This is a genomic window from Brachybacterium sp. AOP42-C2-15 (assembly GCF_052377065.1).
Taxonomy (GTDB): Bacteria; Actinomycetota; Actinomycetes; order Actinomycetales; family Dermabacteraceae; genus Brachybacterium.
Genome location: NZ_JBQSWK010000022.1, coordinates 13,215 through 38,941, shown reverse-complemented (window position 1 = coordinate 38,941; position 25,727 = coordinate 13,215). Strand labels below are relative to the sequence as shown.

Genomic DNA, 25,727 nt, shown 5'->3' with positions numbered 1-25,727 from the left:
CTCAGTTCCCCTTGTGGGTTCGGTGGCGGGGGTCTCGGGTGCCCCCGGGTTGGATCTCCCAGCGCCCGTAGGCTTCGACGATCTCGCTGACCAGACTGTGGCGCACGACGTCCCGGGAGGACAGGCGGCAGAAGGAGATGTCCTCGATGCCCGAGAGCACCTGCTCGACGACCTTCAGCCCGCTCTTCTGGCCGCCCGGAAGGTCGCCCTGGGTGACATCGCCGGTGATGACCATGGTGGAGTTGAAGCCGAGCCTGGTCAGGAACATCTTCATCTGCTCAGGCGTGGTGTTCTGGGCCTCGTCGAGGATGATGAAGGCATCGTTCAGAGTGCGGCCGCGCATATAGGCAAGCGGTGCGACCTCGATGGTGCCGGCGCTCATCAGGCGCGGGATCGATTCCGGGTCCAGCATGTCGTGCAGAGCGTCGTACAGCGGGCGCAGGTACGGGTCGATCTTCTCGTTCAGGCTCCCGGGCAGGAAGCCCAGCCGCTCCCCCGCCTCGACGGCGGGCCGGGTGAGGATGATGCGGTCCACCTGCTTGCTGAGCAGCTTCTGCACCGCCATCGCGACGGCGAGGTAGGTCTTGCCGGTGCCGGCAGGACCGATCCCGAAGGTGATGGTCGAGGATTCGATCGCCTCGATGTAGGTCTTCTGGCCCATCGTCTTGGGCCGGATGGTGCGGCCGCGTGAGGAGAGGATCGTGCGGGAGAGGACCTGCTCGAGCTTCTTCCCGCTGGCGCGCTCATCGCCGTAGAGGTTCGCGGCGCGCTGCACCGCCTCGGCGGTGACCGCCTGCCCGGTGCCGGCCAGGTCGATGATCGAGCGCATGATCTGCTCGCCCCGACGCAGCGCCTCTTCCGTGCCGCGCAGCGTCACCTGGTGCCCGCGCACGTGCACATCGGTGTCGGGGATCGCGTCCTCGAGGGCCGCCAATGCCTGATCGTTCTCCCCGAGCACCTGGAAGGGGCTCAGGTGATCGGGGATCGCCAGCTTCCGCTCACGCACCTCGGGAGGGCGTCCGGGGGCCGGGTCGAGGGCGTCTGTCACAGTTCTCCTTCTGCGAGCTTCCCGCCCGCCAGGACGTGCGCATGCACGTGGAAGACGGTCTGGCCGGCGCTCGCACCGGTGTTGAAGATGAGTCGGAAGTCGCCATCGCCCTGCTCCGCGGCCACCTGCGCAGCAACCTGCGCGGTGTGGGCGAGCAGCGCCGGATCCTCGACGAGCTCGGTCACATCGCGACGATGCTCCCGCGGCACCACCAGCACATGCACCGGGGCCTGCGGATGCAGATCCTTGAAGGCGATCACCTGATCGTCCTCATGGACCCGCTCGGAGGGGATCTCGCCGGCGACGATCCTGCAGAAGATGCAGTCCGGATCATGACGCTGCGTGACGTGCTCGGTGAGGCTGTTTCCCATGCCCCGGAGTCTACGGGAGCGAGGAAGGCCACCTCTGTTTGAGGAACGCCTCAGATCTATGAGAAGTTTTAATCACTATGACAAAACTTGGAATCATCGTCGCCAGTGCTCGCCCGAACCGTGTGGGGGACCACGTCGCCCGCTGGGTCCGCGACGCCGCTCCCGCCGGGGTCGTCGTGGACCTGATCGACCTGCGCGAGGTCGCGCTGCCTGCCTTCGACGGCACGAGCAGCCCCAAGGCCGGCCTGCCCAAGGAGACGGACCACTCCCGCTCCTGGGGCGAGCGGATCGACGCCCTCGACGCCCTGGTGATCCTCACCCCGCAGTACAACGGCTCCTACCCCGGGGCCCTGAAGAACGCGATCGACTTCCTCTATGAGGAGTGGAGCGACCTTCCCACCCTCCTGGTCGGCTACGGCTGGGCCTCGGCCAGCGAGGTGCTGCCGGTGCTGGAGACCCTGATGACCCGCCTGGGCGCGGACGTCGTCGGCTCGATCGGCCTGGGCTTCCGCGAGGACCTCTCCGTCGAGGGCGAGCTGTTCGTCGCCGAGGAGAAGACCGCCGCGCTCGGTGAGCATCTCAACGCGATCACTCAGCGCGCGCTCTCGAACGTCGGCTGACCCTTCCGCGAGCGTTCCGTGCGACCGGGAGACCGGGACACGTCGGACCACCGGAAACCCCCCGGGACACGCCGGGCCATCGGAAGCTCCCTGGGACACGCCGGACGCCCGGGACGCGCCGGACCGTCGGAAACGTCCCGGATCGCTCGGGACACGCCGGACCATGAACGCCGAGAACACTGATTCCACGCATTTCTGAACGGAATCAGTGTTCTCGGCGTTCCGCTATCGGCGCGGCGGGCGGCCGGGCGGGCCGGCTGAGCGGAACGAGCAGACCAGACCGGACCAGGCAGACCGGACCGGCCCCGGCGATGCTCTCGTCACCGCCGGGGCCGCACCTACATCGCTGACGTCTGCGTCAGCGGCTCTGCTTGATGAGGTCCGCGGCCTTCTCGGCGATCGCAATGACCGCCGGGTGGATGTTGGCGGTGACCTCACCGGGCATGACAGAGGCGTCGACCACGCGCAGCCCGTCGATGCCCCGCACCCGCATGGTGGTCGGATCCACGACGGCCTGCTCGTCGGTGCCCATGCGTGCGGTGCCGGCGAAGTGGAAGGCGGTGTCGGAGTTCGCCTTCAGCCACGTCACCAGCTCCTCGTCGCTCGGGTTCATGCCCGGGTCGATCTGCTCGACCTCGAATTCGGACGGCATCGCCGCGCCGACCTTCATCGCGGCGCGCAGTCCTGCGACCGCGACGGCGACGTCGCGCTCGTCGGAGAGATGGTTGAACACGAAGTCGGGCTGATCGTCCACGCTGGGCCCGGAGATGCGTGCGTGGCCGCGCGAGTGCGGGCGGCCCTGGTACATCCCGAGGCGGAAGCCCGAGAAGTCCGCGAGGTCCCAGCCCTTCTCGCCCGGCATGAAGGGCAGGAAGTGCAGCTGGAGGTCCGGGTCCTGCGCCTGCTCGCCGGTGCGGAGAAACGCGCCCGCGAGCGAGGCGCCGATGTTCAGCGGTCCGTTGCGGGGAAGCAGGTAGTGCTTCATCCCCTGCAGGCCCTGCTTCACGAGCGTCCCGGCGGCGTTGTTGAACGTGTACGGGCTGCTGGTGCGGAACTTGATGCCGTACTGGACGTGGTCCATGAGGTTCTCGCCGACGCCCGGCAGGTCGTGGACGACGTCGATCCCGTGCTGCTGCAGCAGGGCTCCGGGGCCCACGCCGCTGACCTGGAGCAGCTGCGGGGTGTGCAGAGCCCCGGCGCTGAGGATCACGTCCCGCCGTGCGGAGACCTGGAACTCGTGACCATCCTTGCGATAGCGCACACCGGTGGCGCGCTTGCCGTCGAAGTCGATCCCGGTGACGGTGGCCTCGGTGGTGATCTCGAGGTTCGGCTGCTTGCGCATCGGCTTGAGGTAGGCGAGGTCGGTGCTGGACCGCTTCCCGTTCCAGGTCTCCAGATCCCAGTAGCCCGCGCCCTCGATGCGGTCGCGGTTGAAGTCGTCGTTCTTCCCGATGTCCAGCACGGTCGCCGCCGTCTCGATGAAGGCGTCGGCCAGGGGGTTCTGCCAGCGGGCGCGCTCGACCCGGAACGGCCCGTCGCCGCCGTGGAACTCGGTGGCCCCGCGGTGGTCCGTCTCGGACTTCTTGAAGTAGGGCAGCAGGGAGCGGTAGTCCCAGCCGGTGGCGCCGCTGTCGGCCCACGCGTCGTAGTCGGAGGGGTTGCCGCGCACGTGCACCATGCCGTTGATCGCGCTGGAGCCTCCCAGCAGCTTCTCGTGGGGCAGGGCGTAGACGGTCCCTCCGAGCGATTCGTCCGGCTGCGTGGTCCAGTCCAGCCACATGAACTTCGGCTTGAAGAGGATCTTCGCGAAGCCCAGGGGCACGCGCGACCAATAGCTGGTGTTCTCGGGGCCGGCCTCGAGGACGAGCACGCGGCTGTCCGGGTCCTAGGCGAGCCGCGCCGCCACGATGGCTCCGGCGGACCCGCCGCCGACCACCACGTAGTCGTAGTCCTGGGGGATCGTCGTCATCTGGGATACCTCACTGTTCCGTCGAAAAATTGGGGGCTTGCCCCATCCAACGAGAATAGTCACCCGTCTATTCCCGGTGCGAGGGGTTGCCGTTCGTGGCCGGTGGCGGCGCCCAACGCACAGAACTGTTCGGCGCGGGGTGGAGGTCAAAGGGTTGAGGTGCCTAAGCTCGAGGGATGACCACTGCTTCCGCGGCCGACGCCTCCGAGCCCGCCGAGCCTGTGCACGTCTCCCGCGCACGTTCCGGGATGGCCGACGGCGACATCGCCGCAGGGACCATGCGCCGGCTGCGGGAGGGACGTCGCGCCTCGACCGTGGGACGTGCCACGACCACGCGCAGCGCTATCGCCTCCGCCGTGGTGTCGCTCAGCACCGCCGGCAAGCCTCTGACGGTCAGCGCCGTGGTGCGGGAGGCGGGCGTCAGCCGTCCGACGTTCTACACGCATTTCGCCGACCTCGACGATGTGATCGTGATGATCCACGAGCAGGCGCTCGCCGAGGTCGCGAGCTGGCAGCAGCGAGCTCTCGAGGGTCCTGAGCACTGGAGCGAGCCGGACGCGCAGCAGGAGTCCTTCCGCCGTTTCGCCGAGTACGTGGACCAGCATCGCGAGCTCTACGCCACGATCTTCGAGCTCCCCACCGGCGCCGAGGTGCGTCGGCGGGTCTCCCGCGTGATGGCCGATGCACTGCAGGCGCGGCTGGAGAAGGTCGCCACGCCGCCGGAGGGGATCAGCGCCGAGGCCATCAGCTCCGCCCTCGCTGCCGCATACACGCACCTGCTCGGCATGTGGGTGCGCGGGGAGCTCGAGGCGACGGTGGACGATGTGATGGCGCACCTGACCGTACTGATGCCGGCCTGGTTGATGGATCCTGCGACCCCGCCGACGGCGGCGGACCGCAGGTGAGGCCTCAGCCCCAGCGCCCCACCAGGGCGCTGAGCACAGCGATCGCGGCGGGGCCGGCGGTCGAGGAGCGCAGCACCTCGGGACCGAGCAGCACAGAGCGGGCGCCGGTCTCGCGCAGCTGAGCGAGCTCCTCAGGATCGATGCCGCCCTCGGGGCCGACGATCACGAGGATCTCCTCGAGACCGTCCTCGCTCGCGGAGCGCAGATCCTCGGCGAGGCTCATCAGGCCCACGGACTCCTGCTCGTGGAGCACCAGCACCAGCGTCCCCTCGACCTCTCGTCCTCGCAGGTCAGCGACCAGCTGCGGCGTGGTCACGGGCTCGCCGACCGCGGGGATGCCGGGCCGACGGCACTGCTTGACCGCAGCGCGCACGGTCGCCTCCCACTTGGTGCGTCCCTTACGCAGCTTCTCCCCGCGCCAGACGGACACCGAGCGCCGCGCGATCCACGGCACCACCCGGTCGACCCCGAGCTCGGTGGCCGATTCCACGGCCTGCTCGTCGCGCCCGCCGGTGGCCAGGGCCTGCACCAGGGTGAGGCGAGGCAGGCGCTGCACGGCCGGTGAGGGGTCCGCGAGAAGGCACAGGTCCAGCGCCTCCTTGCGGGCGGCGGTCACCTCGGCGAGGACCTGACGGCCGGGGGCGTCGGTGAGCAGCACCTGCTCCCCCACGCCGATCCGCGCCACCTTCGCGGCGTGTCGGCCCTCGTCGCCCGCCAGTACCAGGGCATCGCCCGCGACGACGGCGGCCAGGGTGTCGTCGAGGATCAGGAAGCTCGGCGGCGTGGTGGGCATCAGGTGCTCTCCCGTCGGTCTCAGAAGTCGCGCAGGCGCTCGCGGAGCTTCGCGAACGGGCCGTGGCCCTTGGTGCGGCGTGTGGTCTCGTCGCCGCGCAGCGCGGCGAGCTGCTGGAGCAGATCCCGCTCCTCCTCGGTGAGCGAGGTGGGGACATCCACATCGAGCACCACGCGGATGTCACCGCGGCGTTCGCGGCGCAGCGGGGTGACGCCGAGCCCCTTCAGGACGATCTCCTCACCGGGCTGCGAGCCGGGGCGCACATCGAGATCCTGAGGGCCGTCGAAGGTATCCAGCGGGATGGTGGCGCCGAGCGCGGCGGTGGTCATGGGGACCGCGATCGTGGTGACCAGGTCGTCGCCCGACCGCTCGAACATCTCGTGGTCGGTGACGGCCAGCTCGACGAAGAGGTCGCCGGAGGGCCCGCCCGCCTCGCCCGTCTCGCCCTCTCCGCGCAGCTGGATCCGAGTGCCGTTCTCGACACCGGAGGGGATCCGCACGGTCACCGTGCGCTCGGAGGCGGTGCGGCCATGACCGGAGCAGCCGGTGCAGGGGCTCTCGATCACATCGCCGTGGCCCTCGCAGGTGGGGCAGGGTGCCATGGTGACCATCTGGCCCAGCAGCGACTGGGCGACGCGCTGGACGTGGCCGGAGCCGTTGCAGGCGGTGCAGCGGGTGGGGCTGGTGCCGGGCTCGCAGCAGGAACCGGTGCAGCGCTCGCACAGCACTGCGGTGCGGAAGGTGACCTTCTCCTCGGTGCCGAAGACCACGTCACGCAGGTCGATCTTCACACGGCGCAGCACATCTCCGCCACGTCGCTGGCGGGGCACGGGGCCCTGGTTGCGGCCGCGCATGCCGGAGGCGCCGGCGAACATGTCGAAGATGTCGTTGAAGTCGAAGCCGCCACCGCCGCCACCGGGGAAGCCGCCCATGCCCGGGCCGCCACCCATGTCGTACTGCCGGCGCTTGTCCGCATGGGAGAGGGTCTCGTAGGCCTGGGAGACCCGCTTGAACTTCTCGGCCGCCTCGGGGTCCGGATTGACGTCCGGGTGGAGCGTGCGGGCGAGCTTGCGGTACGCCTTCTTGATCTCATCAGTCGTCGCTTCGCGGGAGACGCCGAGGAGGTCGTAGTAATCGTCGTTCACTGCAGTGGGGTCCTTACCGGGGAGTCGGTGCCGCGGGCGGCGGGCACGGGGCGTCGAGTGGCATGGGCGGCCGGGCGGGGGTGAGCCCGCGGAGCCCGCCCGAGGCTATTCGAGAAAGCGGGAGACGTAACGGGCGATGGCCTGGACGGTCGAGATGCCGGTGACGTAATCCATCCGGCTGGGTCCCAGGATCGCGACATGCGAGCCGACACCGTACCCGGCGCCGACGACCGCGGCCTGATGCAGCGCCCGGTCCTGGAGCTCGGTCCCGATGCGCACCTCGACGGCGCCCGGCGAGGCGTGCATCTCGGTGAACAGGCGCAGCAGCACCAGCTGCTCCTCGAGCACGTCCAGCAACGGCTCGACGTCACGGGCGAAGTCCTCAGCCGATCGCGCGATGTTCGCGGTGCCGGCCATCATGATCCGGCCCTCGGCACGAGTCGCTGCGAGCGCGGCGAGAGCCTCGGACACCTCGGCGGCGGCCGGTCGCTCCGGGGGCGTGAGCGCTTCGAGGAAGTCCTCCAGCGGCGTGGCGAGGTCGGTGACCTCGCGGCCTGCGACGACACGATTGAGCTGGTCGCGCAGCACCGCGTAGTACTCGGCAGGTTTGCCGGCGTTGATAGGCACGGTGCGCTGATCCACCCGGCCGGACTCGGTGATCAGCACCACCAGCAGCAGGGAGTCGGCGACCTTGACCAGTTCGACATGCCGGATCCGGGCCTGCCTGCGGGCCGGGTACTGCACCATCGCGACCTGCTGGGTGAGCTGCGCCAGCACCCGCACGGTCCGAGCCAGCAGCTCCTCGACATCGCCCGAGTCCTCGAGCAGCGTACGGATCGCCCGGCGTTCGGGGGCGGAGAGCGGCTTGATGGTGGCGACGTGGTCGACGAAGGTGCGGTAGCCCTTGTCGGTGGGGACACGCCCCGCCGAGGTATGCGGCTGATGGATCAGCCCCTCCTCCTCGAGCAGCGACATGTCGTTGCGCACTGTCGCAGCGGAGACCCCGAGCTCGTGGCGTTCCAGGAGCGACTTGGAGCCGACGGGCTCGCGGGTGGAGACGTAGTCCTCGACGATCGCGCCGAGGATCTGGAGCTTGCGGGCGTCCGTCTCGCTCACCTCCTGCGCTGCGTGCGTCCAAAGTCGTGGTCTCTCATTTGGCACTCTCTCATGCCAGGTGCCAATCCTACGCGCCCCGGCGCGCTGCGCGGGGAGGCGTTCGCCACGGGTGTACGGTGTCGCGCGTGCCTGCTGACTTCCCCGACCGGTACGGCCGCGACGTGCTGTCCTCCGGTCCGCCCGCCCATCATCGTCGCCGTCCCGTGGCCCGCGAGGTCCCCGCTCAGCGCGGCCTGGTCGCCGAGGAGGCCTCCACCGGGTTCACCGGCGCGGTGACCCGCGTGGAGAAGATCGCCGGAGAGCTCGTGGTCGAGCTGGAGGACGGCCGCGGCGTCCGCCGGACGTTCCCGCTGGGTCCCGGCTTCATGATCGATGGACAGCCCGTGGTGCTCACCCGCGCCGTCGCGACTGCCTCCGCACCCGTGCGCCGGCGCTCCGCCTCCGGGTCCGTCTTCGTCGAAGGGGCGAAGGCACGCACCGCCCGCGCCTCCCGGATCTGGGTCGAGGGCACCCATGATGCGGAGCTGGTGCAGAAGGTGTGGGGCCACGACCTGCGCATCGAGGGCATCGTCGTCGAACAGCTCGAGGGCGCGGACAACCTCGCCGAGCGCGTGCGTGAGTTCGGACCTTCTCCCGGGCGCCGGCTCGGGATCCTCGTGGATCATCTTGTGAAGGGTTCGAAGGAGTCCCGCATCGCCGCCGAGGTCATGGCGCTGCCTGGCGCCCGAGGCAATGTCACGGTGGTCGGACACCCGTACGTCGATGTCTGGCAGGCGGTCAAACCCGCCCGGGTGGGGCTCACGGCATGGCCGCACATCCCCAAGGGCACCGACATCAAGGTCGGCTCCCTCGCCGCGCTCGGCTGGCCCCATGCGGACAAGTCCGATATCGGACTCGGCTGGAAGCGGATCCTGTCGACCGTCCGCTCCTACGCTGACGTCGAGCCGACGCTCTCGGGCCGCATCGAGGAGCTCATCGACTTCGTGACCGTGGACCACTCCTGACTGGGGGTTAACCCCCGGTCGATACGGCGGCACGCCACGCGGACGCCGCAGGCGATGCTCTATAGGCTGGCTGCATCAGCCCGTCGCCGGCGTGAGAGCCGGCCCGTCCCGAAGAAGGAACCATGAGCCAGACTCCGCATCCGCATGATCCGTTCGGCATCGAGCCCGGCACCCCCGCCGAGCAGGCCGCCCCCACCTCGGATCCCTCGCTGCATCCGCACGACCCCTTCGCCTACGGTCCCGACGCCTCTCGCGTCCCGTCGCCGCCGAGCGCCGGTGAGCCCGCGGCGCAGGCCCCCCATCTCGCCGCGCCGGCTCCCGCTCCTGCGGGCCACAGCGCATATCGCGCGCAGGGTGGCGCACCGGGTGGGGCGCCGGGCGGGGAGCAGACGGACCAGCCGGCTCCCGGCACCAAGGGTGTCTACGAGGGGCCCCTGAGCGGTCAGCCGCTGAATCGCTCCGACTCCCGCATGTGGGGGATGTTCTCGCAGCTCGCCGTGGTCCTCGGGCACGTGATCAGCTGGGGCTTCCTCGGCTGGGTCGGCCCGCTGATCATCTTCCTGATGTACAAGGACCGCGATCGCTTCGTGCGCTTCCACGCCACCGAAGCGCTCAACGGCGCGATCGCCGTGCTCATCGCTCAGGTTGCCCTCACCATCGTGATCACGATCCTGACCATCTTCACCTTCGGCGTCGGCTCGATCCTGTACCCGCTGGTCGGGCTCCCCGCACTTCTTCAGCTGGTGTTCTCGATCGTCGGCGCGGTCAAGGCCAACCAGGGCGAGTACTGGGCCTACCCGTTCAACCTCCGCCTGGTGAAGTGACCGGTCGTACGTCCACTGCACCATGAGCACGAGAACCCTCGGGATCCCACGATCCCGGGGGCTCTTCCGCTGCCCTCACATCCAGTTCACGCCGTCGTGCTCGAACTCGCGGACGCGGTGGGCGATCATCCGTCGCAGCAGGTCCGTGGGCACCGGCGTCGTATAGGGCAGCTTGACGCTCCCCTTGCCGGTCTCGTACGCGGTGAGCTCCGCCGCGAAGGCCTCCCGAGTGCTGGGGGTGACCGTGAAGTTCGCGTGATGACGGTGGGCGCTGCAGACGAACAGGATCGTGCCCCGTGGATGCAGGTACGCGGGAGAGCCCCACTTGAGGGCCTCGCTCGCCTCGGGCACGGCCTCCTGAGCCAGCGCCCGCAGCTCGTGCAGGCGGGCGCGAGCCGGGCCGTCGAACGCCGCGATGTACTCGTCGACCGTGGTGGGCTTCGCTGACGGAGTCATTCCCGCAGTCTGCCCCGAAAGCGTCTCAGGGCACCAGGTCCCGGATGACGGCATCGGCCAGCAGCCGCCCCTGCCGGGTCAGGACCGCTCGTCCGGCGGCAAGGGCATCGGCGTCGAGATGGCCACGATCACGGTGCACGGCGAGCATCTCCCGACGCTCTGCGGGGACCACCTCGACGGCGAGCCCGTCGGCGATCCGCAGCTCGAGCATGATCCTCTCGACCAGCCGGTCCTCGGCGGCGACCAGCTCGGAGTCCGCCACCGGCATCTCGCCCGCGGCGAGCATCCGGGCGTAGCGGCTGGGGTGCTTCACGTTCCAGGAGCGCAGCCCGTCTCGGTGGCGGTGCGCGCCGGGGCCGATCCCCCACCAGTCGGTGCCGCGCCAGTAGGCGAGGTTGTGGCGGGAGCGCTGCTGCTCGGTGCGGGCCCAATTGGAGACCTCGTACCAGGAGAGCCCATCGGCGCGTGCGAGGTCATCGACCAGCTCGTACTTGTCGGCCATGTCGTCGGGATCGGGGGCTTCGAGCTCACCGCGGCGCAGCTGCCGTGCCATCGCGGTGTTGCCCTCGATGATCAGCGAGTACGCCGACATATGGTCGACACCGCAGGCCAGCGCTGCCTTCACGGACGTCTCGACATCGGCGAGGGTCTCCCCCGGGGTGCCGTAGATGAGGTCGAGGCTGACATCCAACCCGGCCTCGCGGGCCCAGGCCACTGCCTGCGGGACCTTCTCGGGGTCGTGGGTGCGATCCAGCGTGGCCAGCACCGAGGGCACCGCGGACTGCATACCGATCGAGACGCGGGTGATGCCCCCGTCGGCGAGGCGCGAGAGCGAGGCCCGGGTGACGGAGTCCGGGTTCGCCTCGGTGGTGATCTCGGCGCCCTCGGCCAACGGGATCAGCGTGCGCAGATGGTCGAGCATCGCGACGAGGTCATCAGCGGGCAGCAGGGTCGGGGTGCCGCCGCCGAAGAAGACGGTCGAGACCTGCTCGTAGTCGTAGCCGGCCTCGCGGTCCGCGGCGAGGGTCAGATCCATCTCACGCATGGAGTTCTGCGCGTATTCGGCCTGGGAGCCGCCCCCGCCGAGCTCGGTCGCGGTGTAGGTGTTGAAGTCGCAGTACCCGCAGCGCACGGCGCAGAAGGGGACGTGGATGTAGACGGACAGCGGGTTCACAGGCCCATCCCCAATCCCAGTCCTCGCCCGGTGGAGCGCAGGCGGTCCGGGAACTCGGAGTCCTGATCGGCGCGCCGCAGCGCATTCTGGGCGCTGTCCACGAGCGAGTCGTACAGCACGGTGTCGGTCTCCCGGGCCCAGTCCAGCAGCGCACGGGCCCGCGCGGCGTCGAGACCGCGGAAGGCGTCGCCGACGGTGACCCCGTGCTCAGGACGATGGAGCACCTCGATCCCGTCACCGGCGGAGGTCTCGCCCTCCACCAGCACCCGGAAGTAGGCACCGCAGCGGCCTGCAGCGGTGAAGTGGCGGCCCCAGCGACGGTCCCCGATCCAGGCCGAGAAGGTGCCGCAGGGGTTGCGGGGGCAGGTGGCCTCGAGCTCGGCGGTGCCGATCCTCCAGCGCTCCCCGATCACCGTCTCGTCGGTGTCCTGGCCGGTGGTCACGAGGTTCTCCCCGAAAGACCCGTCGGGCAGGTCGAGCTCGCGCTCGGCGGCGTGGGCCGCGCGCGTCTCCCGCGAGAAGGCGTAGACCGCTTTGAAGATCCCGCCATGGTGCTCGCGGTCGCCCTGGACGTCGCCGAGCACGCCGTGGGTGAGCAGCCGCACCGGTCCGTCGACCGGCCGTTTGTCGATGCCGCTCATCAGGCCGCTCGCCGCGACCGGGAACAGCTGGGCGACGGTGCAGACCGCCGCGATGCGTCCGGTCTCCATGGTCATTTCTTCTTGCTGTCCTTGGGCATATCGCCCTCGTCGGAGGAGAGCGCGGCGATGAAGGCCTCCTGCGGGACCTCGACAGATCCGATGTTCTTCATGCGCTTCTTGCCCTCCTTCTGCTTCTCCAGCAGCTTGCGCTTACGGGAGATGTCGCCGCCGTAGCACTTGGACAGCACGTCCTTGCGCATCGCGCGGATGTTCTCGCGGGCGATGATGCGGGCGCCGATGGCGGCCTGGATCGGCACCTCGAACTGCTGGCGCGGGATGAGCTTCTGCAGCTTCCCGGCCATCTCGACGCCGTAGTTGTAGGACTTGTCCCGGTGCACGATGGCACTGAACGCATCCACCGGCTCACCCTGCAGCAGGATGTCGACCTTGACGAGATCTGCGACCTGGGAGCCGGAGATGTCGTAGTCAAGGGAGGCATAGCCGCGGGTCTTGGACTTCAGCTGATCGAAGAAGTCGAAGATGATCTCCGCGAGCGGCAGCGTATAGCGCAGCTCGACACGGTCCTCGCTGAGATAGTCCATGCCGCCGAGATTCCCGCGCTTCGACTGGCACAGCTCCATGACGGCGCCGATGAACTCGCTGGGGACCAGGATCGTGGCGTTGGTCATCGGCTCGCTGATCTCGCGGACCTTGCCGCTCGGGAAGTCCGACGGGTTGAGCACCTCGATCTCGGTGCCGTCCTCCATGACCACGTGGTAGACGACGCTCGGGGCAGTCGAGATCAGCTCGAGGTTGAACTCGCGCTCGAGGCGCTCGCGAATGATCTCCAGGTGCAGCAGGCCCAGGAAGCCGACCCGGAATCCGAAGCCGAGGGCCGTGGAGGTCTCCGGCTCGTAGTTCAGGGCGGCGTCGTTGAGCTTGAGCTTGTCCAGTGCGTCGCGCAGCACCGGGTAGTCGGAGCCGTCGATCGGGAACAAGCCCGAGTACACCATCGGCTTGGGATCAGCGTAGCCCTCGAGGGCCTCCGTCGCACCACGGATCGAGGTGGTGATGGTATCGCCGACCTTCGACTGGCGCACGTCCTTCACGCCCGTGATCAGGTAGCCGACCTCGCCGGGACCGATGCCCTGAGTGGGGTGGGGCTCCGGGGAGCTCACGCCGATCTCGAGCAGCTCGTGGTGTGCTCCGGTGGACATCATGTCGATGCGGTCGCGGGACTTCAGCGATCCGTCGATCATGCGTATGTAGGTGATCACGCCGCGGTAGGTGTCGTAGACGGAGTCGAAGATCATCGCGCGGCAGGGGGCCTCGGGGTCGCCCAGCGGGGCCGGGAGGGTCCGGACCACGTGGTCCAGGAGGTCCTCGACGCCGACCCCGGTCTTGCCGGAGACGCGCAGCACGTCATCGGGCTCCACCCCGACGAGCTGCCCGATCTCGGCGGCGTACTTCTCGGGGTCCGCTCCGGGCAGATCGATCTTGTTCAGCACCGGGATGATGGTGAGGTCGTTCTCCATCGCCAAGTAGAGGTTCGCGAGCGTCTGCGCCTCGATGCCCTGCGCGGCGTCGACCAGCAGGATCGCGCCTTCACACGCTGCCAGCGAGCGGGAGACCTCGTAGGTGAAGTCCACATGCCCGGGGGTGTCGATCATGTTCAGTGCGTAGTTCACGCCGTCGACCTGCCACGGCATGCGCACAGCCTGGCTCTTCACGGTGATGCCGCGCTCGCGCTCGATGTCCATCCGGTCGAGGTACTGGGCGCGCATGTCACGGGAGTTGACGATCCCGGTGATCTGCAGCATGCGGTCGGCCAGCGTGGACTTGCCGTGGTCGATGTGCGCGATGATGCAGAAGTTGCGGAGCCGCTCCTGGGGGGTCGAGGCGGGAAGGATGTCCCGCGCCTCGTCGGCCGCGATCTTCGGGGTCACCGGCTTACGTCCTCTCGTCGATAACGGGCCGGACGCTCTCGCGCCGGGCATCGGCCCATCGTCTCATGGGGAACGCTCCCGTCCCTGATCCCGCGGTGCTCCCGGACAGAGGTCACAGGGGACGTGCTGCCCGCCGCCTCAGTGCGCGGGATGGAAGTAGGTCGCGCCGAGCGCCCGCGTGACGGCGCCGGTGACCATCTGCAGCTGCTCCATCTCCTCGTCGAAGTTCTCGACGATGTCATCCAGGGAGCGGAAGCGCAGGCTCGCCAGCGCCCGGCCGACGATCCGCCTGCCGGGCTCGGCGGTGCCGAGCCGGTCGAAGCTGTTGCCGTGCAGCTTCGCGAGGGTCTCGAGCGCCTCCTCGATCTCCCCGAGGCAGTGCACCGCAGAGCGCGGGAAGATCGAGTCCAGCAGCAGGAATTCGATCGCCCGTGCGGCGCGGACCCGCCCGCGGTAGGAGCGGATATAGGCTTCGTGCGCGCTGCAGGAGCGCAGTAACATCACCGTCGCGGCAGGCGAGGAATCCTCGAGGTCGTGATCCTGCAGGTTGCGGGCCAGCATGTCTACCCGCTCGAGCAGCTGCCCGATCCGCAGGAACAGCCATGCCTCGTCACGGGTCATCGAGGAGTCCACCAGTCCGTTCACCACCGCACAGCGGTCCTTGGCGAACTGGAAGGCGCCGTGCATGCGTGAGGGACGCACCCCGCGCGGCAGGCCCAGGGTGGTGGTGTTCAGCGACTCCCACACCTCGGTCGAGAGCACCTCGCGCACGCCCCGGGCGTTCTCCCGGGCGGCCAGCAGCGCGCCGGCCACCGAGGACGGATTCCCTCGATCGGTGAGCAGGCGGTCCAGCACCCGCTGCACGCTGTGGTCGGACTCGTCGGTCTGCTCGAGCCCGAAGATCTGGTAGACGTCGCGGCAGGCCTCGGCGAAGTCCTCCGGGGTGTCCTCGGTGATCGACTGCAGCTTCACATCGAGTATCCGGGCCGTCTGGTCCGCACGTTCGACATACCTGCCGATCCAGAACATCGCGTCGGCGATCCTACTCAGCATCATGGGGTGCCTCCTCGACGTCGATGATCGGGATCGCGGAGGTCACCGGGTCGGGCTCGGGTGCCCGTTCCTCGATCTGCTCTTCACGCGGGTCCTCGAACTCGTCGTAGCTGTCATCCGTCGGATCTTCGATCCCTTCCACCTCGAACTCCTGGGACTGCGCCTGCGACTGCGCCTGGGACTGATGCGCAGACCCTTCGGTCGTCCGCTCGGGGGCGAGCACCCAGGTGTCCTTCGACCCGCCGCCGCGGGAGGAGTTCACGATCATCTCACCGCGCGGCAGGGCCACCCGGGTGAGCCCTCCGGGCAGCACCCAGACGTCATCGCCGCTGTTCAGAGCGAAGGGACGCAGGTCCACGTGACGCGGCTCGGGTCCCTCCTCGACGAGGGTGGGGATGGTGGAGAGCTGGACCACGGGCTGGGCGATCCAGCCGCGCGGATCCGCGAGCAGCCGCTCCCGCAGCGCATCGAGCTCCTCGCGGGAGGCGGCGGGACCGATCACGATGCCCTTGCCTCCGGAGCCGTCGACCGGCTTGACCACCAGCTCGTCGAGCCGGTCGAGCACCTCGGCCAGGGAGTCGGGCTCCTCCAGCCGCCAGGTGTCGACATTGGGCAGGATCGGCTCCTCGGAGAGGTAGTAGCGGATCAGGTCGGGAACATAGGTGTAGGTGAGCTTGTCGTCGCCGATCCCGTTGCCGATGGCGTTGGCGACCACCACGTTGCCGGCGAGGATCGCGCGCACCAGGCCCGGCACTCCGAGCGCGGAGTCGGGCCGGAACACCTCGGGGTCCAGGAAGTCGTCGTCGGTGCGCTTGTAGATCACGTCCACGCGGCGCAGTCCGGCGGTGGTGCGCATGTAGATGCGCTCACCCCGTTCGACCAGGTCCGACGCCTCGACCAGATCCACGCCCATGGTGCGGGCCAGCAGGGAGTGCTCGAAGTAGGCGCTGTTGTAGCGGCCAGGGGTCAGGACCACGACGGTGGTCTCCTCCCCCGCGGTGTTCGGCGCGGCGGCCTGCAGCGCCGAGAGCAGCCTGCCCGGGTACTCGCCCACCCGCCGCACCGGCCGGTGCGCGAACAGCTCCGGGAAGCCCTGCGCCATCGCGCGCCGGTTCGAGAGCACGTAGCTGACACCGCTGGGGGTGCGCACGTTGTCCTCGAGCACCCGGAAGTCGCCGGCTCCGTCCCGCACCAGGTCGATCCCGGAGATGTGGATCCGCACGCCGTTGGGCGGTGTGTAGCCACGCATCGCCTCGACCACGTAGGTGGAGGAGGTGACCAGCTCCGCGGGGATCACCCCATCGGCGATCGCGGCCTGGTCGTTGTAGAGGTCATCGAGGAAGCGCTCGAGGGCACGCACCCGCTGGGCGACCCCGGCCGAGACCCGGGTCCACTCCTCGGCGGCGACCACTCGCGGGATCGCGTCGATCGGGAAGGGACGCTCCTCGCCCGCATAGTCGAAGGTGATGCCCTGGTCGAGATAGCTGCGGGCCAGGGAGTCGGACCGGGAGCGGAACTCTTCCGTGCCGAGCCCGGACAGAGCGTCATGCAGCGCCTGATAGGTGGGGCGGACCGTCCCGTCGGGGGCGAACATCTCATCGCCGCCGGAACCGGTCCGCGCACTGTGGAACAGCGGGGAGGCAGACATGCCTACCATTCTCACACCGACCCACCCCGTCTGTGGCGCACTCCGCCCAGGAAGCGAGAGCCTGATGTCCCTGGTCTCCCGACTGACCTCCCTCCTCCGCTCCGCAGCACGCAGCCCCGCGGTCCGTCGAGGAGCCCGCTCGCTGAGCCACCAGGCGATCCGGGCGGTGCAGGAGCACCGACCCGGCACGAGCGCGCACGATCCTGGAAGTGCGGCTGGAAGTGCTGCCGCCGGCGCGGCCAGCGCCCTCGCGCTCGCCGACCGCCGCGGAGCCACACCCCTCACCCTCGAGTACGCCCCGCGCCAGGATGGCAATCCGGATCCGGGCGAGGTGGTGTGGGCGTGGGTGCCCTACGAGGAGGACCTCGCTCAGGGCAAGGACCGTCCGGTGCTGGTCGTCGCCGAGGAGGCGGCGGCCGCGGGTGGGTCCGACGGCTCCGGCGACGTGCTGGTGGCACTCATGCTCACCTCCCGCGACCGCGCCGACGATGGCGAGGTCACCACCGATCAGCACGGCTCGACCTGGGTCGACATCGGTGCCGGGGAGTGGGACCGGGAGGGGCGGGCCTCCGAGGTGCGGGCTGACCGACTGCTGCGCCTGGCACCAGGGGCTGCACGCCGTGAGGGCGGACGGCTGGACCGTGCGCGCTACGATCGCGTCGCCGCCGTGGTGCGGGAGGTCCATGGCTGGCGCTGAGCCAGCCGGAATCTGGAGAGACACGCCGCACACCGGGTACGTCCGGGGGCACTGCTCTGGTAAAGTCTTGCCCCGTATGTGTGACATACCGTTCGGTGTGCGCAGGATAGTCCCGCCGTGTCAGGGGCGATGATTCATGCGACCCGGGCGAGTACCCGTGGCAGCGACCCGGTACCGACGTCTCAGGCGAATCCCCACCGCCGTCCCTGTCGGCACCGATCCTCGGCCGTCGCGGAAGATCCATCACAGCAGCACAAGAGAAGAGTCTTCGTGGCAAACATCAAGTCCCAGATCAAGCGGAACAAGACGAACGAGAAGGCGCGCCTTCGCAATCGCGCCGTCAAGTCCGAGCTCCGCACCTACACCCGCAAGGTGAAGGCTGCCGTCTCCACCGGTGACGCCGAGGTTGCCGGCGAGGCGCTCAAGAGCGCCTCGCGCAAGCTCGACAAGGCCGTCGCCAAGGGCGTCATCCACCAGAACCAGGCCGCGAACCGCAAGTCCGGTCTCGCGAAGCTGGTCGCCGCGGTGAGCGCCTGAGCTTCACCCGCTCGTAGTCCACGAGGCCCCGCGCACCATGATGGTGTGCGGGGCCTCGTCGTCGTCGGGGTGCGCTGTCTCCGGGATGCGCCGATCAGCCGGCGCGCCGGGCGCGGCAGATCCCCATCACCATCCGCTGCACGGACCAGCGAGGGTCGCGTCCCGCACCCTTGACCTCATGATCCGCACGGGCGATGGCTTCCAGGGCCCGGGCCAGGGAGCGGTCGTTCCAGTTCCTCGCCTCGCGGGAGAGGTTGCGGAGCATCCAATCCGGCATGCCCAGGGTGCGGGCGCTGGCGCCGGGCGTGCTGACCTTGGCCAGGGAGCGCATCTTGGACCCGATCGCGGCGACGATCGGTACCGGGTCGGCGCCGGCCAGCTGGGCCTGCTGAAGCAGCTGGAGTGCTTCCTGCTCACGGCCGGCGATCGCAGCATCGGCGACGGCGAAGGCGGTGGATTCCACTCGTCCGGCGGTCAGTGCGTGCACCTCCGCGAGGGTCACCTGGATGGCCTGTTCGCCGGGGTCGGCGGTGGTGTCCTCGATGAGCTGGTGGCTGATGGCGGCGAGCTCGGCGAGGTCGGTGCCGAAGGCGTCCACGAGGGCGACCAGCGCCTCGGGCTGGATCCGGCGCTGGGCGCGGGCGAACTCGGCGGCGACGAAGGTCTGCTTGTCTCCCGCCCGTTTGACGGGGCTCGCATCCACTCGCGGCAACCCGGCCTTCTTGAGCGTGTCCAGCAGCTTCTTGCCGCGGTTGCCGCCGCGGTGGACGAGCACCAGGGTGACGTCCTGTTCCGGGGTCGTGACATAGGTGAGCAGCTCGGCGACCAGAGCATCCGGTGCGGCCTGCAGCTCGGGGACGACCACGAAGCGGGGCTCGCCGAACAGCGATGGGCTGGTCACCTGGGTGAGGGCACCCGGACCGAGCGCGTCACCGGAGAGATCATGGACCGCGACCGAGGGATCCGCCTCGCGGGCCAGGCCGCGCAGCCGCTGGACGGCACGATCGGCGATCAGGGTCTCGGTGCCATGGATCAGCACGATCGGTGCGAGGGCGACGCTGTGCCACTCGACATCGCTCACGGGGGCTCCTGACTGCTGGGAAGGGACTGGACGATCCTATCGGGCCGGGCCGACGCTGCGCGGCGGCGACTGCCGATCGGCCGGCAGCACCACGGTGCCATGGACGTCGGTGCGCAGGACCTGCGCATCGAGCTGGTCCAGCATTGTCAGGAGCTCCTCGGTGGGGTGCCCGAAGCTGTTCTCCTGTCCTACCGGCACGAGCGCGAGACCAGGGTCGAGCTGCTCGTACAGCGGGGCGTGCTGGAAGCGAGATCCATGATGCGCGACCTTGACGATCTCCGCCGGACCGGGGGTGAGCGCGGCGAGCTCCGCCTGCGCCGCAGGTTCCAGATCGCCGAGTGCGACCAGCCGGGTGCCGTCCGCCCAGATCACCTCGATCGCGAGCGAGCAGTCGTTGGCCGCGTCCCCCTCTCCTGATCCCTGCTCGGCGGCGTTCGCCCGCAGCGCATCCTCGGCGGAACCCGGCCACAGCACCCGCAGGAACAGGCCGGGTCGGTGCCAGGTCTCCCCGGTGGAAGGCGCGACCACGGGGGCGCCGGGAACCACGTCGCGGACGGCGTCCGGCAGCGGGCATACCCATTGCTGGGCGGGTGTCCGCTGCCCGGTGAGCGCCTCCCGGCCGCCGGTGTGGTCGCGGTGGGGATGGGTGAGCACCAGCAGGTCGATCCGCTCCACGCGCAGCCGGTCCAGGCACTGGCGCAGCGCGGCCGGGTCGGGACCGGTGTCGATGAGCACCGTGGGTGCGTCCCTGGCTGTGGCCTGGGGACGCAGCAGCAGCGCATCCCCCTGCCCCACCGCGCACATCGCAAGGCTCCAGTCGGGGGCGGTCCCGAACGGCAGCAGCCGGCCGATCCCCGGGGCGAGGACCACGACCAGCAGTGCGGCCATCACCCAACGCACCCGGGGGATGCGGCGGGCGGCCAGGGCGATCGCGGCCACGAGGATCACGGCGATCGTCAGCAGCACCCCGGTGGCACCGTCGGGGACGGCGATGCGCGAGCCGGGCAGCGCATCGGCGGTACTGGCGATCAGGAGCACGAGGTGCGCCCCACCCGCTGCAGCGGTATACAGGACCGCGGCCGCCGGCGGCCAGAGCACCCCGACCACCAGGGCGAGCAGCCCCATAACGGTCGCCGGACCCACCAGTGGGCCGACGATCATGTTCACCGGCACCGCCCAGAGCGAGATCTCCGGGGTGAGCAGGATCAGCAGCGGGGTGCAGGCGAGCTGTGCGACCAGCGGCACCGCGAGCACCAGCGCGGCGGTGCGACCCAGCCGATCCCCGCTGAGCTCTGACAGGGCCGTGGCCAGCGGCGGGGCGGCCACCAGGATCGCGGCGGTCGCGAGGGCGGAGAGCAGGAAGCCGACGGAGGCGGCGGTGACGGGGTCGAGGACCGACCACAGGACCACGGTGAGAGCGAGCGCCGCGACCGGCGAGGCACGGACTCCGGCGAAGCGAGCGGCGAGCAGCGGGGCGGCCATGGTCGCGGCCCGCTGGACGCTGGGCTCGTCCCCCACCAGCCACACATAGCCGACCATCACGATGGCGCCGGCGAGCAGGCGGGGCCGGCGGCGCACCCCGGCCAGCAGCAGCGGGATCAGCACTGCGGCGAGCACGAGGGCGATATTCGCCCCGGAGACCGCGACCAGGTGGGAGATACCGGCCCGGCGCATGATCTCCTCGGTGCGCTCGCTCATGCCGCTGGTGTCACCGGTGGTCATACCGCGCACCAGCGCGGCCTCGTCGGCCGGGAGATGCGAAGTGGCCTCCCGCGCCAGCTCCCGCAAGGAGTGACGGGCGGACTGCGCCCGGCCGGTCATTCCCGGGACCGGCACCGCCGTCACGTCGGTGGCACGCAGGATCACCAGGGACCCGCTGATCGTGACGGTGCCACGCAGCTGTGCAGCATCGCCGTCCCGTACCCGCGCCATGCCCTTCTCCCCCTCGCCGGCGGCGCGCACCAGCAGCGGCAGGGACGCGGGCAGAGCTGCCTCCTCACGCCCGATGCGGGCGGGGCCGCGGACGGTCCGTGATCGCATCTGCAATCCGTCTCGGGACCATTCCGGGCCGCTGGCGGGGGTGGCGGGGTCCGCAGCGGCGACCACGGTCAGCTCCACGATCAATCCCTGGGCGGCGGCCTCCTCGAACAGCTCGTCCGTGGTGCCATGGCGCTGGAGGGCCGGGAACAGTAGCACCCCGGCCAGCACCACGATGCCCAGATGGGCGAAGATCCCACTCGCGGTGCGGGTGCCGCCGCTCACCGTGATCACGGTCAGCCCCAGTGCCACCAGTACGGCGCACCCGGCGACGGCGGCCGCGGTGCCGACGGTCACGCCGAGCACCGCGAGGGCCCAGACGCAGGTGGCGGCGGGGAGCAGCCGCAGATCGGCCCGGGTCATATGGTGGCCCGGTCGCGGACCTTCTCCAGGGTGGACGGGCCGATCCCGGAGACCTCGAGCAGACCGTCGACGCTGGTGAAGGTCCCGTTCTTCTCCCGATGCTCGACGATTCGCTGGGCGATCGCGGGCCCCACCCCCGGCAGCTCCTCGAGCTCCCCAGCGCTCGCCGTGTTCAGATTGATCACCCCCGTGGAGCCCGCAGCGGGTGCCTCCCCTGCCTCGGAGGATCCGGGACCCGCCCCTCCCGGTTCTGCTGCGCGAGGTTCCTCCCCCGGCACCGGCAGATGGATCTGCTCGCCATCACCCACCGGCCGGGCGAGATTCACGGCGGACAGATCGGCATCGTCGGTGGGCCCGCCGGCGGCCTGCAGCGCATCGTCGACCCTCGCCCCCGCGGACAGATGCACCACCCCGGGCGCGGCCACCGCCCCGGAGACATGCACCACGAGCTCGGACCCCGCGGCAGGGGGTTCCCCGGCGACGGCGGCGGGAGCGTCACCCGGGGTGTGCTCCGCCTGCGCTGAGGACGGACCGTCACCGCCGGTCGTTCCTCCCTCGGCCTCCTCCGGCTGCACCAGCGCAGTCGGCTCCGCCTCGAGCGGCACCGCAGAACCCGATCCGGAGAGGTGGATGACGCCGACCCCGATCAGCACCAGGACCGCGATCCCCACCAGCGCCGAGGGGGACGGTGCGGGCATCGAGAGCCGGCGACGCGACGTCTCGGCGATGTGGTCGCGGCGCTCGATCAGCGCCTGACCGGTGCGGCGGTGCGTCCCGGCGCGGCGCTGCGTCGGCCCGTCGGATCCGGTGTGTGCTCCCATGCCCGCGAACCTAGGCGGGACGCTCCCTGCAGGGGCACGACAGGTCCCGCACTGGGGACGACCGGGCACTGGGGAGGAACGGTCACCGCCGCAGCGCCCGGCGCTTCGCGGTGGACGAAGATCACCCTCCTGAGCCTCTGGACAGTTCGCCACAGATGTGAGCACGTGGTGCGAAAAGGTGAAACAGTGAGGTCACGGATTGGAAACAGGGGAGCAACCCGAGGCAACAGCGAGCGCCAGAAAGACATCGAGCACAGGATCAGGAGTATCCGATAACGACGTCGGCACCCCGGACGATGCGTCCTCCGGTGCTCTGCCCGACTCGATGATGAGAGGTAGTCCCATGACATTTCGATCCTTCACCCCTCGCTCCCTGAACCGCCGCACCCTGCTCGGAGCCACCGGGCTCGCCGGTATCGCCGCGACGCTCGCCGCCTGCGGCGGTGGCAGCGGGTCAGGTGCCTCCGATGCCGGCGGCGGCTCCGGCACGGTGATGCGCCTGGCCCTGAACCAGACCGAGACCCACCCCTCGTTCATCGCGCTCGAGAACTTCGGCGCAGCCCTCGAGGAGTCCACCGGCGGCGCCTGGGGCATCGACGTCTTCCCCAACGAGACCCTGGGCGCGCAGCAGGAGACGCTGCAGATGGCCTCCAACGGCTCGGTGGAGATGTCGATCGTCTCCGGCACGCAGCTGGAGAACCTCAACCCCGACTTCCTCACCCTGAACATGCCCGGCGCGTTCGACAGCATCGAGAAGCAGATGCAGATCCTGCAGGACCCCGCGATCGTCGGCGACCTGTTCGCCTCCCTCGAGGAGTCCCAGAACATCACCGTCATCGGCGGGTTCACCCAGGGCGAGCGCAGCGCCTACAGCACCGTCGGCCCGATCAACACCCCGGCCGATCTGAGCGGTCAGAAGATGCGCGTCCAGGAGTCGGACCTGCACCTGGCGATGGCCGCCGCGCTCGGCGCGACGGGCACCCCGCTCGCCTACGGCGAGGTGTACACCGGCCTGAACTCCGGCGTCATCGACGCGGCGGAGAACAACGAGATCTCGTACTTCACGCAGGCCCACTTCGAGGTCGCGCCGTACTTCTCCTTCACCCGTCACCTGGTCGGCACCGACTACCTGATCATCAACACCGACACCCTCAACTCGATGTCCGAGGAGGACCGCACCGCCTTCGACGAGGGCTGGGCCGCGGCCGTCGAGGAGCACACCGGGCTCTGGATCGAGCAGACCGAGCAGGCGATCGCCGATGCGGAAGAGGGCGGCGCCACCTTCAACGAGGTCGACACCGCCGCCTTCGCGGAGGCGCTCTCCGCCCTGCCCGAGGAGTTCCTCACCTCCGAGTCCCAGACCGCCCTGTGGGACGCGGTCCGCGGAGCCCAGGGCTGACCAGCCACACCTCCACGCAGCAGGCCGGGCCGCCAGGCCCGGCCTCCTGCCGTGCAGAAGGGAAAACAGATGCAACTGCTCAACAGGGGATTGAACCGGTCCCTGAGGGTCGCCACGGCGCTCCTCTTCACCATCATGGTCCTCGCGGTCGTGTGGCAGGTGTTCACCCGTGAGGTGATCCAGAGCCCCGCCGCCTGGACCGAGGAGCTCGCGAAGTACGTCTTCGTCTGGACCTCGCTCGTCGGCGCCGCATTGGTGTTCTCCGAGCGCGGCCACATCGCGGTCACCTTCGTCGTCGAGCGCCTGCCTCGCCCCGTCCGCATGGGCGTGGCAGTCCTGATCCAGCTGGTGATCCTCTTCTTCGCCCTCGCCATCCTGGTGTACGGCGGCGTCCTCGCCGCGCAGAACACCTGGTCCCAGCAGCTCACGGCGCTGCCGGGCACCATCGGCCAGGCCTACCTCGTCCTCCCGATCACCGGCGTGATCATCTCGCTCATCGCAGTGCTCCACATCGTCGAGGACCTGCGCGGCACCGGCCCGCTGACCAGCGCCGTCGCGCGCACCGAGGAGGAGGTCCCGGTGATCGCCGGCCTCGAGGATGCCGTCGAGGACTCGCCGCTCGCCGAGCGCGAGCGCACCTCGGACCCCGAGGACAGCGCCGGCACCGATGACAGTGCCGGCACCCCGCGCGACAACGACTCGAAGGAGCGCTGATCATGGACGTCACCGCAGTCGCAGGACTCATCCTGCTGATCGGCATCATCATCGGCATCGCCCTCGGTGTCCCGATCGCCGTCGTGATCGGTGTGACCTCGTTCCTCGCGATCTTCGTGCTGCTGGGCAACGATCCCACCACCACGACGATGAACACGGCCTCCGAGGTGTTCACCGGCATCAACAGCTTCACGCTGCTGGCGATACCGTTCTTCATCCTCGCCGGCGGCCTCATGAACCAGGGCGGCATCGCCGGACGCCTGGTCGACGCCGCCCGCGTGGTGGTCGGCAAGCTGCCCGGCGGGCTGGTGCACACCAACGTGGTCTCCAACGCGATGTTCGGCGCCGTCTCCGGTGCCGCGGTCGCCTCGGCCGCCGCCGTCGGTTCCGTGATGGGGCCCCGGTTGGAGAAGGAGGGCTACTCCAAGCCCTGGAGCGCAGCGGTCAACGTCGCCTCCGCCCCGGCCGGCATGCTGATTCCGCCCTCGAACACCTTCATCGTGTACTCGCTGGTGTCCTCCACCTCGATCGCGGCGCTGTTCATGGCCGGCATCGGGCCGGGCATCATCTGGGCCATCGCGGTGATGCTGGTGGTGGCAGCGACCCACAAGCGCTTCCGCACCGGGCAGAACACCGCCGCGGCCATCACGCTGACCCCGGCGCTCGCGCTGAAGACCCTGTGGCGGGCGGTCCCCTCGCTGCTGATGATCGTGATCGTCATCGGCGGCATCCTCTCGGGCTTCTTCACCGCGACCGAGTCCGCGGCCATCGCCGTCGTCTACTGCCTGGTCCTGGGCCTGATCTACCGCACCCTGAAGGTGAAGGACCTGCCGAAGATCCTGGTCGAGGCGGGCCGCACCACCTCGATCGTGATGCTGCTGGTGGGCGTGTCCTCCGCGCTGTCCTTCGTGATGGCGTTCGCGCGGATCCCGGACCTGATCGCCGATCTGATCCTGGGCGTCACCTCGGACCCGACGCTCATCCTGATCATCGTCATGGTGATCCTGCTGGCGGTCGGCACCTTCATGGATCCCACCCCGGCGATCCTGATCTTCGTGCCGATCTTCCTGCCGATGGTCTCCGATCTGGGCATCAGCCCGATCCACTTCGGCACCATGGTGGTCTACGCCTTCAGCGTCGGCGTGATCACGCCCCCGGTGGGCAATGTCCTGTTCGTCGGGGCAAGGATCGCCGGTCTGAAGATCGAACCGGTCATCGCCCGTCTGATCCCGTTCCTGCTCGCGGTGATCGCCGGCCTGTTCCTGGTGGTGTTCGTGCCCCAGCTCTCGCTGGCCATCCCGGGAGTGCTCGGGATGCTGTGACCCGCTCTGCCCCGGGACGACGATCCCCGCAGACCCTGTCACC

The 25,727-nt window shown here is 69.6% G+C and carries 24 protein-coding genes; 9 read left to right on the top strand and 15 right to left on the bottom strand.

Features of this window, described 5'->3' with window-relative positions; translation table 11 throughout:
* Position 1: 1 nt before the first annotated feature.
* Both ACT3SQ_RS12630 and ACT3SQ_RS12625 read right to left on the bottom strand, forming a co-directional pair.
* Positions 2–1,048 (bottom strand): PhoH family protein, encoded by a 1,047-nt coding sequence (locus ACT3SQ_RS12630; RefSeq protein ID WP_441442927.1) that lies wholly within the window; start codon positions 1,046–1,048, stop codon positions 2–4.
* Positions 1,045–1,419, bottom strand: coding sequence for a histidine triad nucleotide-binding protein (locus ACT3SQ_RS12625; RefSeq protein ID WP_441442926.1), 375 nt, complete (start codon positions 1,417–1,419; stop codon positions 1,045–1,047). The genes ACT3SQ_RS12630 and ACT3SQ_RS12625 overlap by 4 nt, the downstream gene beginning before the upstream one ends.
* Before the next feature lie 77 nt (positions 1,420–1,496).
* Between ACT3SQ_RS12625 and ACT3SQ_RS12620 the strand changes: the two genes are divergently transcribed.
* Entirely contained in the window at positions 1,497–2,039 is a 543-nt protein-coding gene (locus ACT3SQ_RS12620; protein WP_441442925.1) for an NADPH-dependent FMN reductase, read from the top strand.
* Between the two features lie 358 nt (positions 2,040–2,397).
* Here the strand turns inward: ACT3SQ_RS12620 and ACT3SQ_RS12615 are convergent, their stop codons facing one another.
* Positions 2,398–3,909: a GMC family oxidoreductase gene (locus ACT3SQ_RS12615; RefSeq protein WP_441442924.1), complete on the bottom strand. Its 1,512-nt coding sequence runs from the start codon at positions 3,907–3,909 to the stop codon at positions 2,398–2,400.
* 275 nt (positions 3,910–4,184) lie between these two features.
* Between ACT3SQ_RS12615 and ACT3SQ_RS12610 the strand changes: the two genes are divergently transcribed.
* Positions 4,185–4,913: a TetR/AcrR family transcriptional regulator gene (locus ACT3SQ_RS12610; protein ID WP_441442922.1), complete on the top strand. Its 729-nt coding sequence runs from the start codon at positions 4,185–4,187 to the stop codon at positions 4,911–4,913.
* A 4-nt stretch (positions 4,914–4,917) separates the two neighbouring features.
* Here ACT3SQ_RS12610 and ACT3SQ_RS12605 read toward each other — a convergent pair whose 3' ends face one another.
* The 3 genes from ACT3SQ_RS12605 to hrcA all read right to left on the bottom strand — a co-directional run bounded on the left by ACT3SQ_RS12605 (position 4,918) and on the right by hrcA (position 7,967).
* Positions 4,918–5,706: a 16S rRNA (uracil(1498)-N(3))-methyltransferase gene (locus ACT3SQ_RS12605; RefSeq protein WP_441442921.1), complete on the bottom strand. Its 789-nt coding sequence runs from the start codon at positions 5,704–5,706 to the stop codon at positions 4,918–4,920.
* A gap of 20 nt (positions 5,707–5,726) precedes the next feature.
* Positions 5,727–6,851, bottom strand: a complete 1,125-nt coding sequence (gene dnaJ / locus ACT3SQ_RS12600; RefSeq protein WP_441442920.1) for a molecular chaperone DnaJ — start codon at positions 6,849–6,851, stop codon at positions 5,727–5,729.
* 105 nt (positions 6,852–6,956) lie between these two features.
* Entirely contained in the window at positions 6,957–7,967 is a 1,011-nt protein-coding gene (gene hrcA, locus ACT3SQ_RS12595) for a heat-inducible transcriptional repressor HrcA (protein ID WP_441442919.1), read from the bottom strand.
* A 125-nt stretch (positions 7,968–8,092) separates the two neighbouring features.
* Here hrcA and ACT3SQ_RS12590 point away from each other — a divergent pair, with 125 nt between their 5' ends.
* The gene (locus tag ACT3SQ_RS12590) at positions 8,093–8,971 is read left to right on the top strand and encodes a DUF3097 domain-containing protein (protein WP_441442918.1); all 879 of its coding nucleotides are present in this window, start codon (positions 8,093–8,095) and stop codon (positions 8,969–8,971) included.
* 122 nt (positions 8,972–9,093) lie between these two features.
* Entirely contained in the window at positions 9,094–9,795 is a 702-nt protein-coding gene (locus ACT3SQ_RS12585; RefSeq protein ID WP_442332757.1) for a DUF4870 domain-containing protein, read from the top strand.
* Between the two features lie 75 nt (positions 9,796–9,870).
* Here ACT3SQ_RS12585 and ACT3SQ_RS12580 read toward each other — a convergent pair whose 3' ends face one another.
* From ACT3SQ_RS12580 to ACT3SQ_RS12555, 6 genes are all read right to left on the bottom strand, one after another.
* A complete protein-coding gene (locus ACT3SQ_RS12580) occupies positions 9,871–10,251 on the bottom strand; it encodes an iron chaperone (RefSeq protein WP_441442916.1) in 381 nt (126 codons plus the stop codon).
* Between the two features lie 25 nt (positions 10,252–10,276).
* Positions 10,277–11,425 carry a radical SAM family heme chaperone HemW gene (hemW, locus tag ACT3SQ_RS12575; RefSeq protein WP_441442915.1) on the bottom strand — a complete coding sequence of 383 codons (1,149 nt, stop codon included), beginning with the start codon at positions 11,423–11,425 and terminating at the stop codon, positions 10,277–10,279.
* The gene (locus ACT3SQ_RS12570; RefSeq protein WP_442332756.1) at positions 11,422–12,141 is read right to left on the bottom strand and encodes an MOSC domain-containing protein; all 720 of its coding nucleotides are present in this window, start codon (positions 12,139–12,141) and stop codon (positions 11,422–11,424) included. The genes hemW and ACT3SQ_RS12570 overlap by 4 nt, the downstream gene beginning before the upstream one ends.
* Positions 12,138–14,063: a translation elongation factor 4 gene (gene lepA / locus ACT3SQ_RS12565; protein WP_442332755.1), complete on the bottom strand. Its 1,926-nt coding sequence runs from the start codon at positions 14,061–14,063 to the stop codon at positions 12,138–12,140. The genes ACT3SQ_RS12570 and lepA overlap by 4 nt, the downstream gene beginning before the upstream one ends.
* Before the next feature lie 87 nt (positions 14,064–14,150).
* Positions 14,151–15,068 (bottom strand): alpha-E domain-containing protein, encoded by a 918-nt coding sequence (locus tag ACT3SQ_RS12560; RefSeq protein ID WP_442332754.1) that lies wholly within the window; start codon positions 15,066–15,068, stop codon positions 14,151–14,153.
* Positions 15,055–16,713, bottom strand: coding sequence for a circularly permuted type 2 ATP-grasp protein (locus ACT3SQ_RS12555; RefSeq protein WP_442332753.1), 1,659 nt, complete (start codon positions 16,711–16,713; stop codon positions 15,055–15,057). Before ACT3SQ_RS12555 ends, ACT3SQ_RS12560 begins: the two co-directional genes overlap by 14 nt.
* A gap of 64 nt (positions 16,714–16,777) precedes the next feature.
* On the opposite strand from ACT3SQ_RS12555, the gene ACT3SQ_RS12550 reads away from it, so the two are divergent.
* Together ACT3SQ_RS12550 and rpsT are read left to right on the top strand one after the other, a co-directional pair.
* Entirely contained in the window at positions 16,778–17,410 is a 633-nt protein-coding gene (locus tag ACT3SQ_RS12550) for a type II toxin-antitoxin system PemK/MazF family toxin (RefSeq protein ID WP_442332493.1), read from the top strand.
* A gap of 270 nt (positions 17,411–17,680) precedes the next feature.
* The gene (rpsT, locus tag ACT3SQ_RS12545; protein WP_444501901.1) at positions 17,681–17,947 is read left to right on the top strand and encodes a 30S ribosomal protein S20; all 267 of its coding nucleotides are present in this window, start codon (positions 17,681–17,683) and stop codon (positions 17,945–17,947) included.
* 94 nt (positions 17,948–18,041) lie between these two features.
* Here the strand turns inward: rpsT and holA are convergent, their stop codons facing one another.
* Genes holA through ACT3SQ_RS12530 form a run of 3 tightly spaced genes read right to left on the bottom strand, consistent with a single transcriptional unit; the run spans position 18,042 to position 22,249 of the window.
* Positions 18,042–19,028, bottom strand: a complete 987-nt coding sequence (holA, locus tag ACT3SQ_RS12540) for a DNA polymerase III subunit delta (RefSeq protein ID WP_442332491.1) — start codon at positions 19,026–19,028, stop codon at positions 18,042–18,044.
* Positions 19,029–19,064: 36 nt separating this feature from the next.
* Positions 19,065–21,428 carry a ComEC/Rec2 family competence protein gene (locus tag ACT3SQ_RS12535; RefSeq protein WP_442332490.1) on the bottom strand — a complete coding sequence of 788 codons (2,364 nt, stop codon included), beginning with the start codon at positions 21,426–21,428 and terminating at the stop codon, positions 19,065–19,067.
* Positions 21,425–22,249 carry a helix-hairpin-helix domain-containing protein gene (locus tag ACT3SQ_RS12530; RefSeq protein ID WP_442332489.1) on the bottom strand — a complete coding sequence of 275 codons (825 nt, stop codon included), beginning with the start codon at positions 22,247–22,249 and terminating at the stop codon, positions 21,425–21,427. Before ACT3SQ_RS12530 ends, ACT3SQ_RS12535 begins: the two co-directional genes overlap by 4 nt.
* Before the next feature lie 343 nt (positions 22,250–22,592).
* On the opposite strand from ACT3SQ_RS12530, the gene ACT3SQ_RS12525 reads away from it, so the two are divergent.
* The 3 genes from ACT3SQ_RS12525 to ACT3SQ_RS12515 all read left to right on the top strand — a co-directional run bounded on the left by ACT3SQ_RS12525 (position 22,593) and on the right by ACT3SQ_RS12515 (position 25,684).
* On the top strand, positions 22,593–23,648 hold the full coding sequence (locus tag ACT3SQ_RS12525) for a TRAP transporter substrate-binding protein (RefSeq protein ID WP_442332488.1): 1,056 nt from the start codon (positions 22,593–22,595) through the stop codon (positions 23,646–23,648).
* Positions 23,649–23,717: 69 nt separating this feature from the next.
* Entirely contained in the window at positions 23,718–24,362 is a 645-nt protein-coding gene (locus ACT3SQ_RS12520; RefSeq protein WP_442332487.1) for a TRAP transporter small permease, read from the top strand.
* Between the two features lie 2 nt (positions 24,363–24,364).
* Positions 24,365–25,684, top strand: coding sequence for a TRAP transporter large permease (locus tag ACT3SQ_RS12515; RefSeq protein ID WP_442332486.1), 1,320 nt, complete (start codon positions 24,365–24,367; stop codon positions 25,682–25,684).
* Positions 25,685–25,727: the final 43 nt, after the last annotated feature.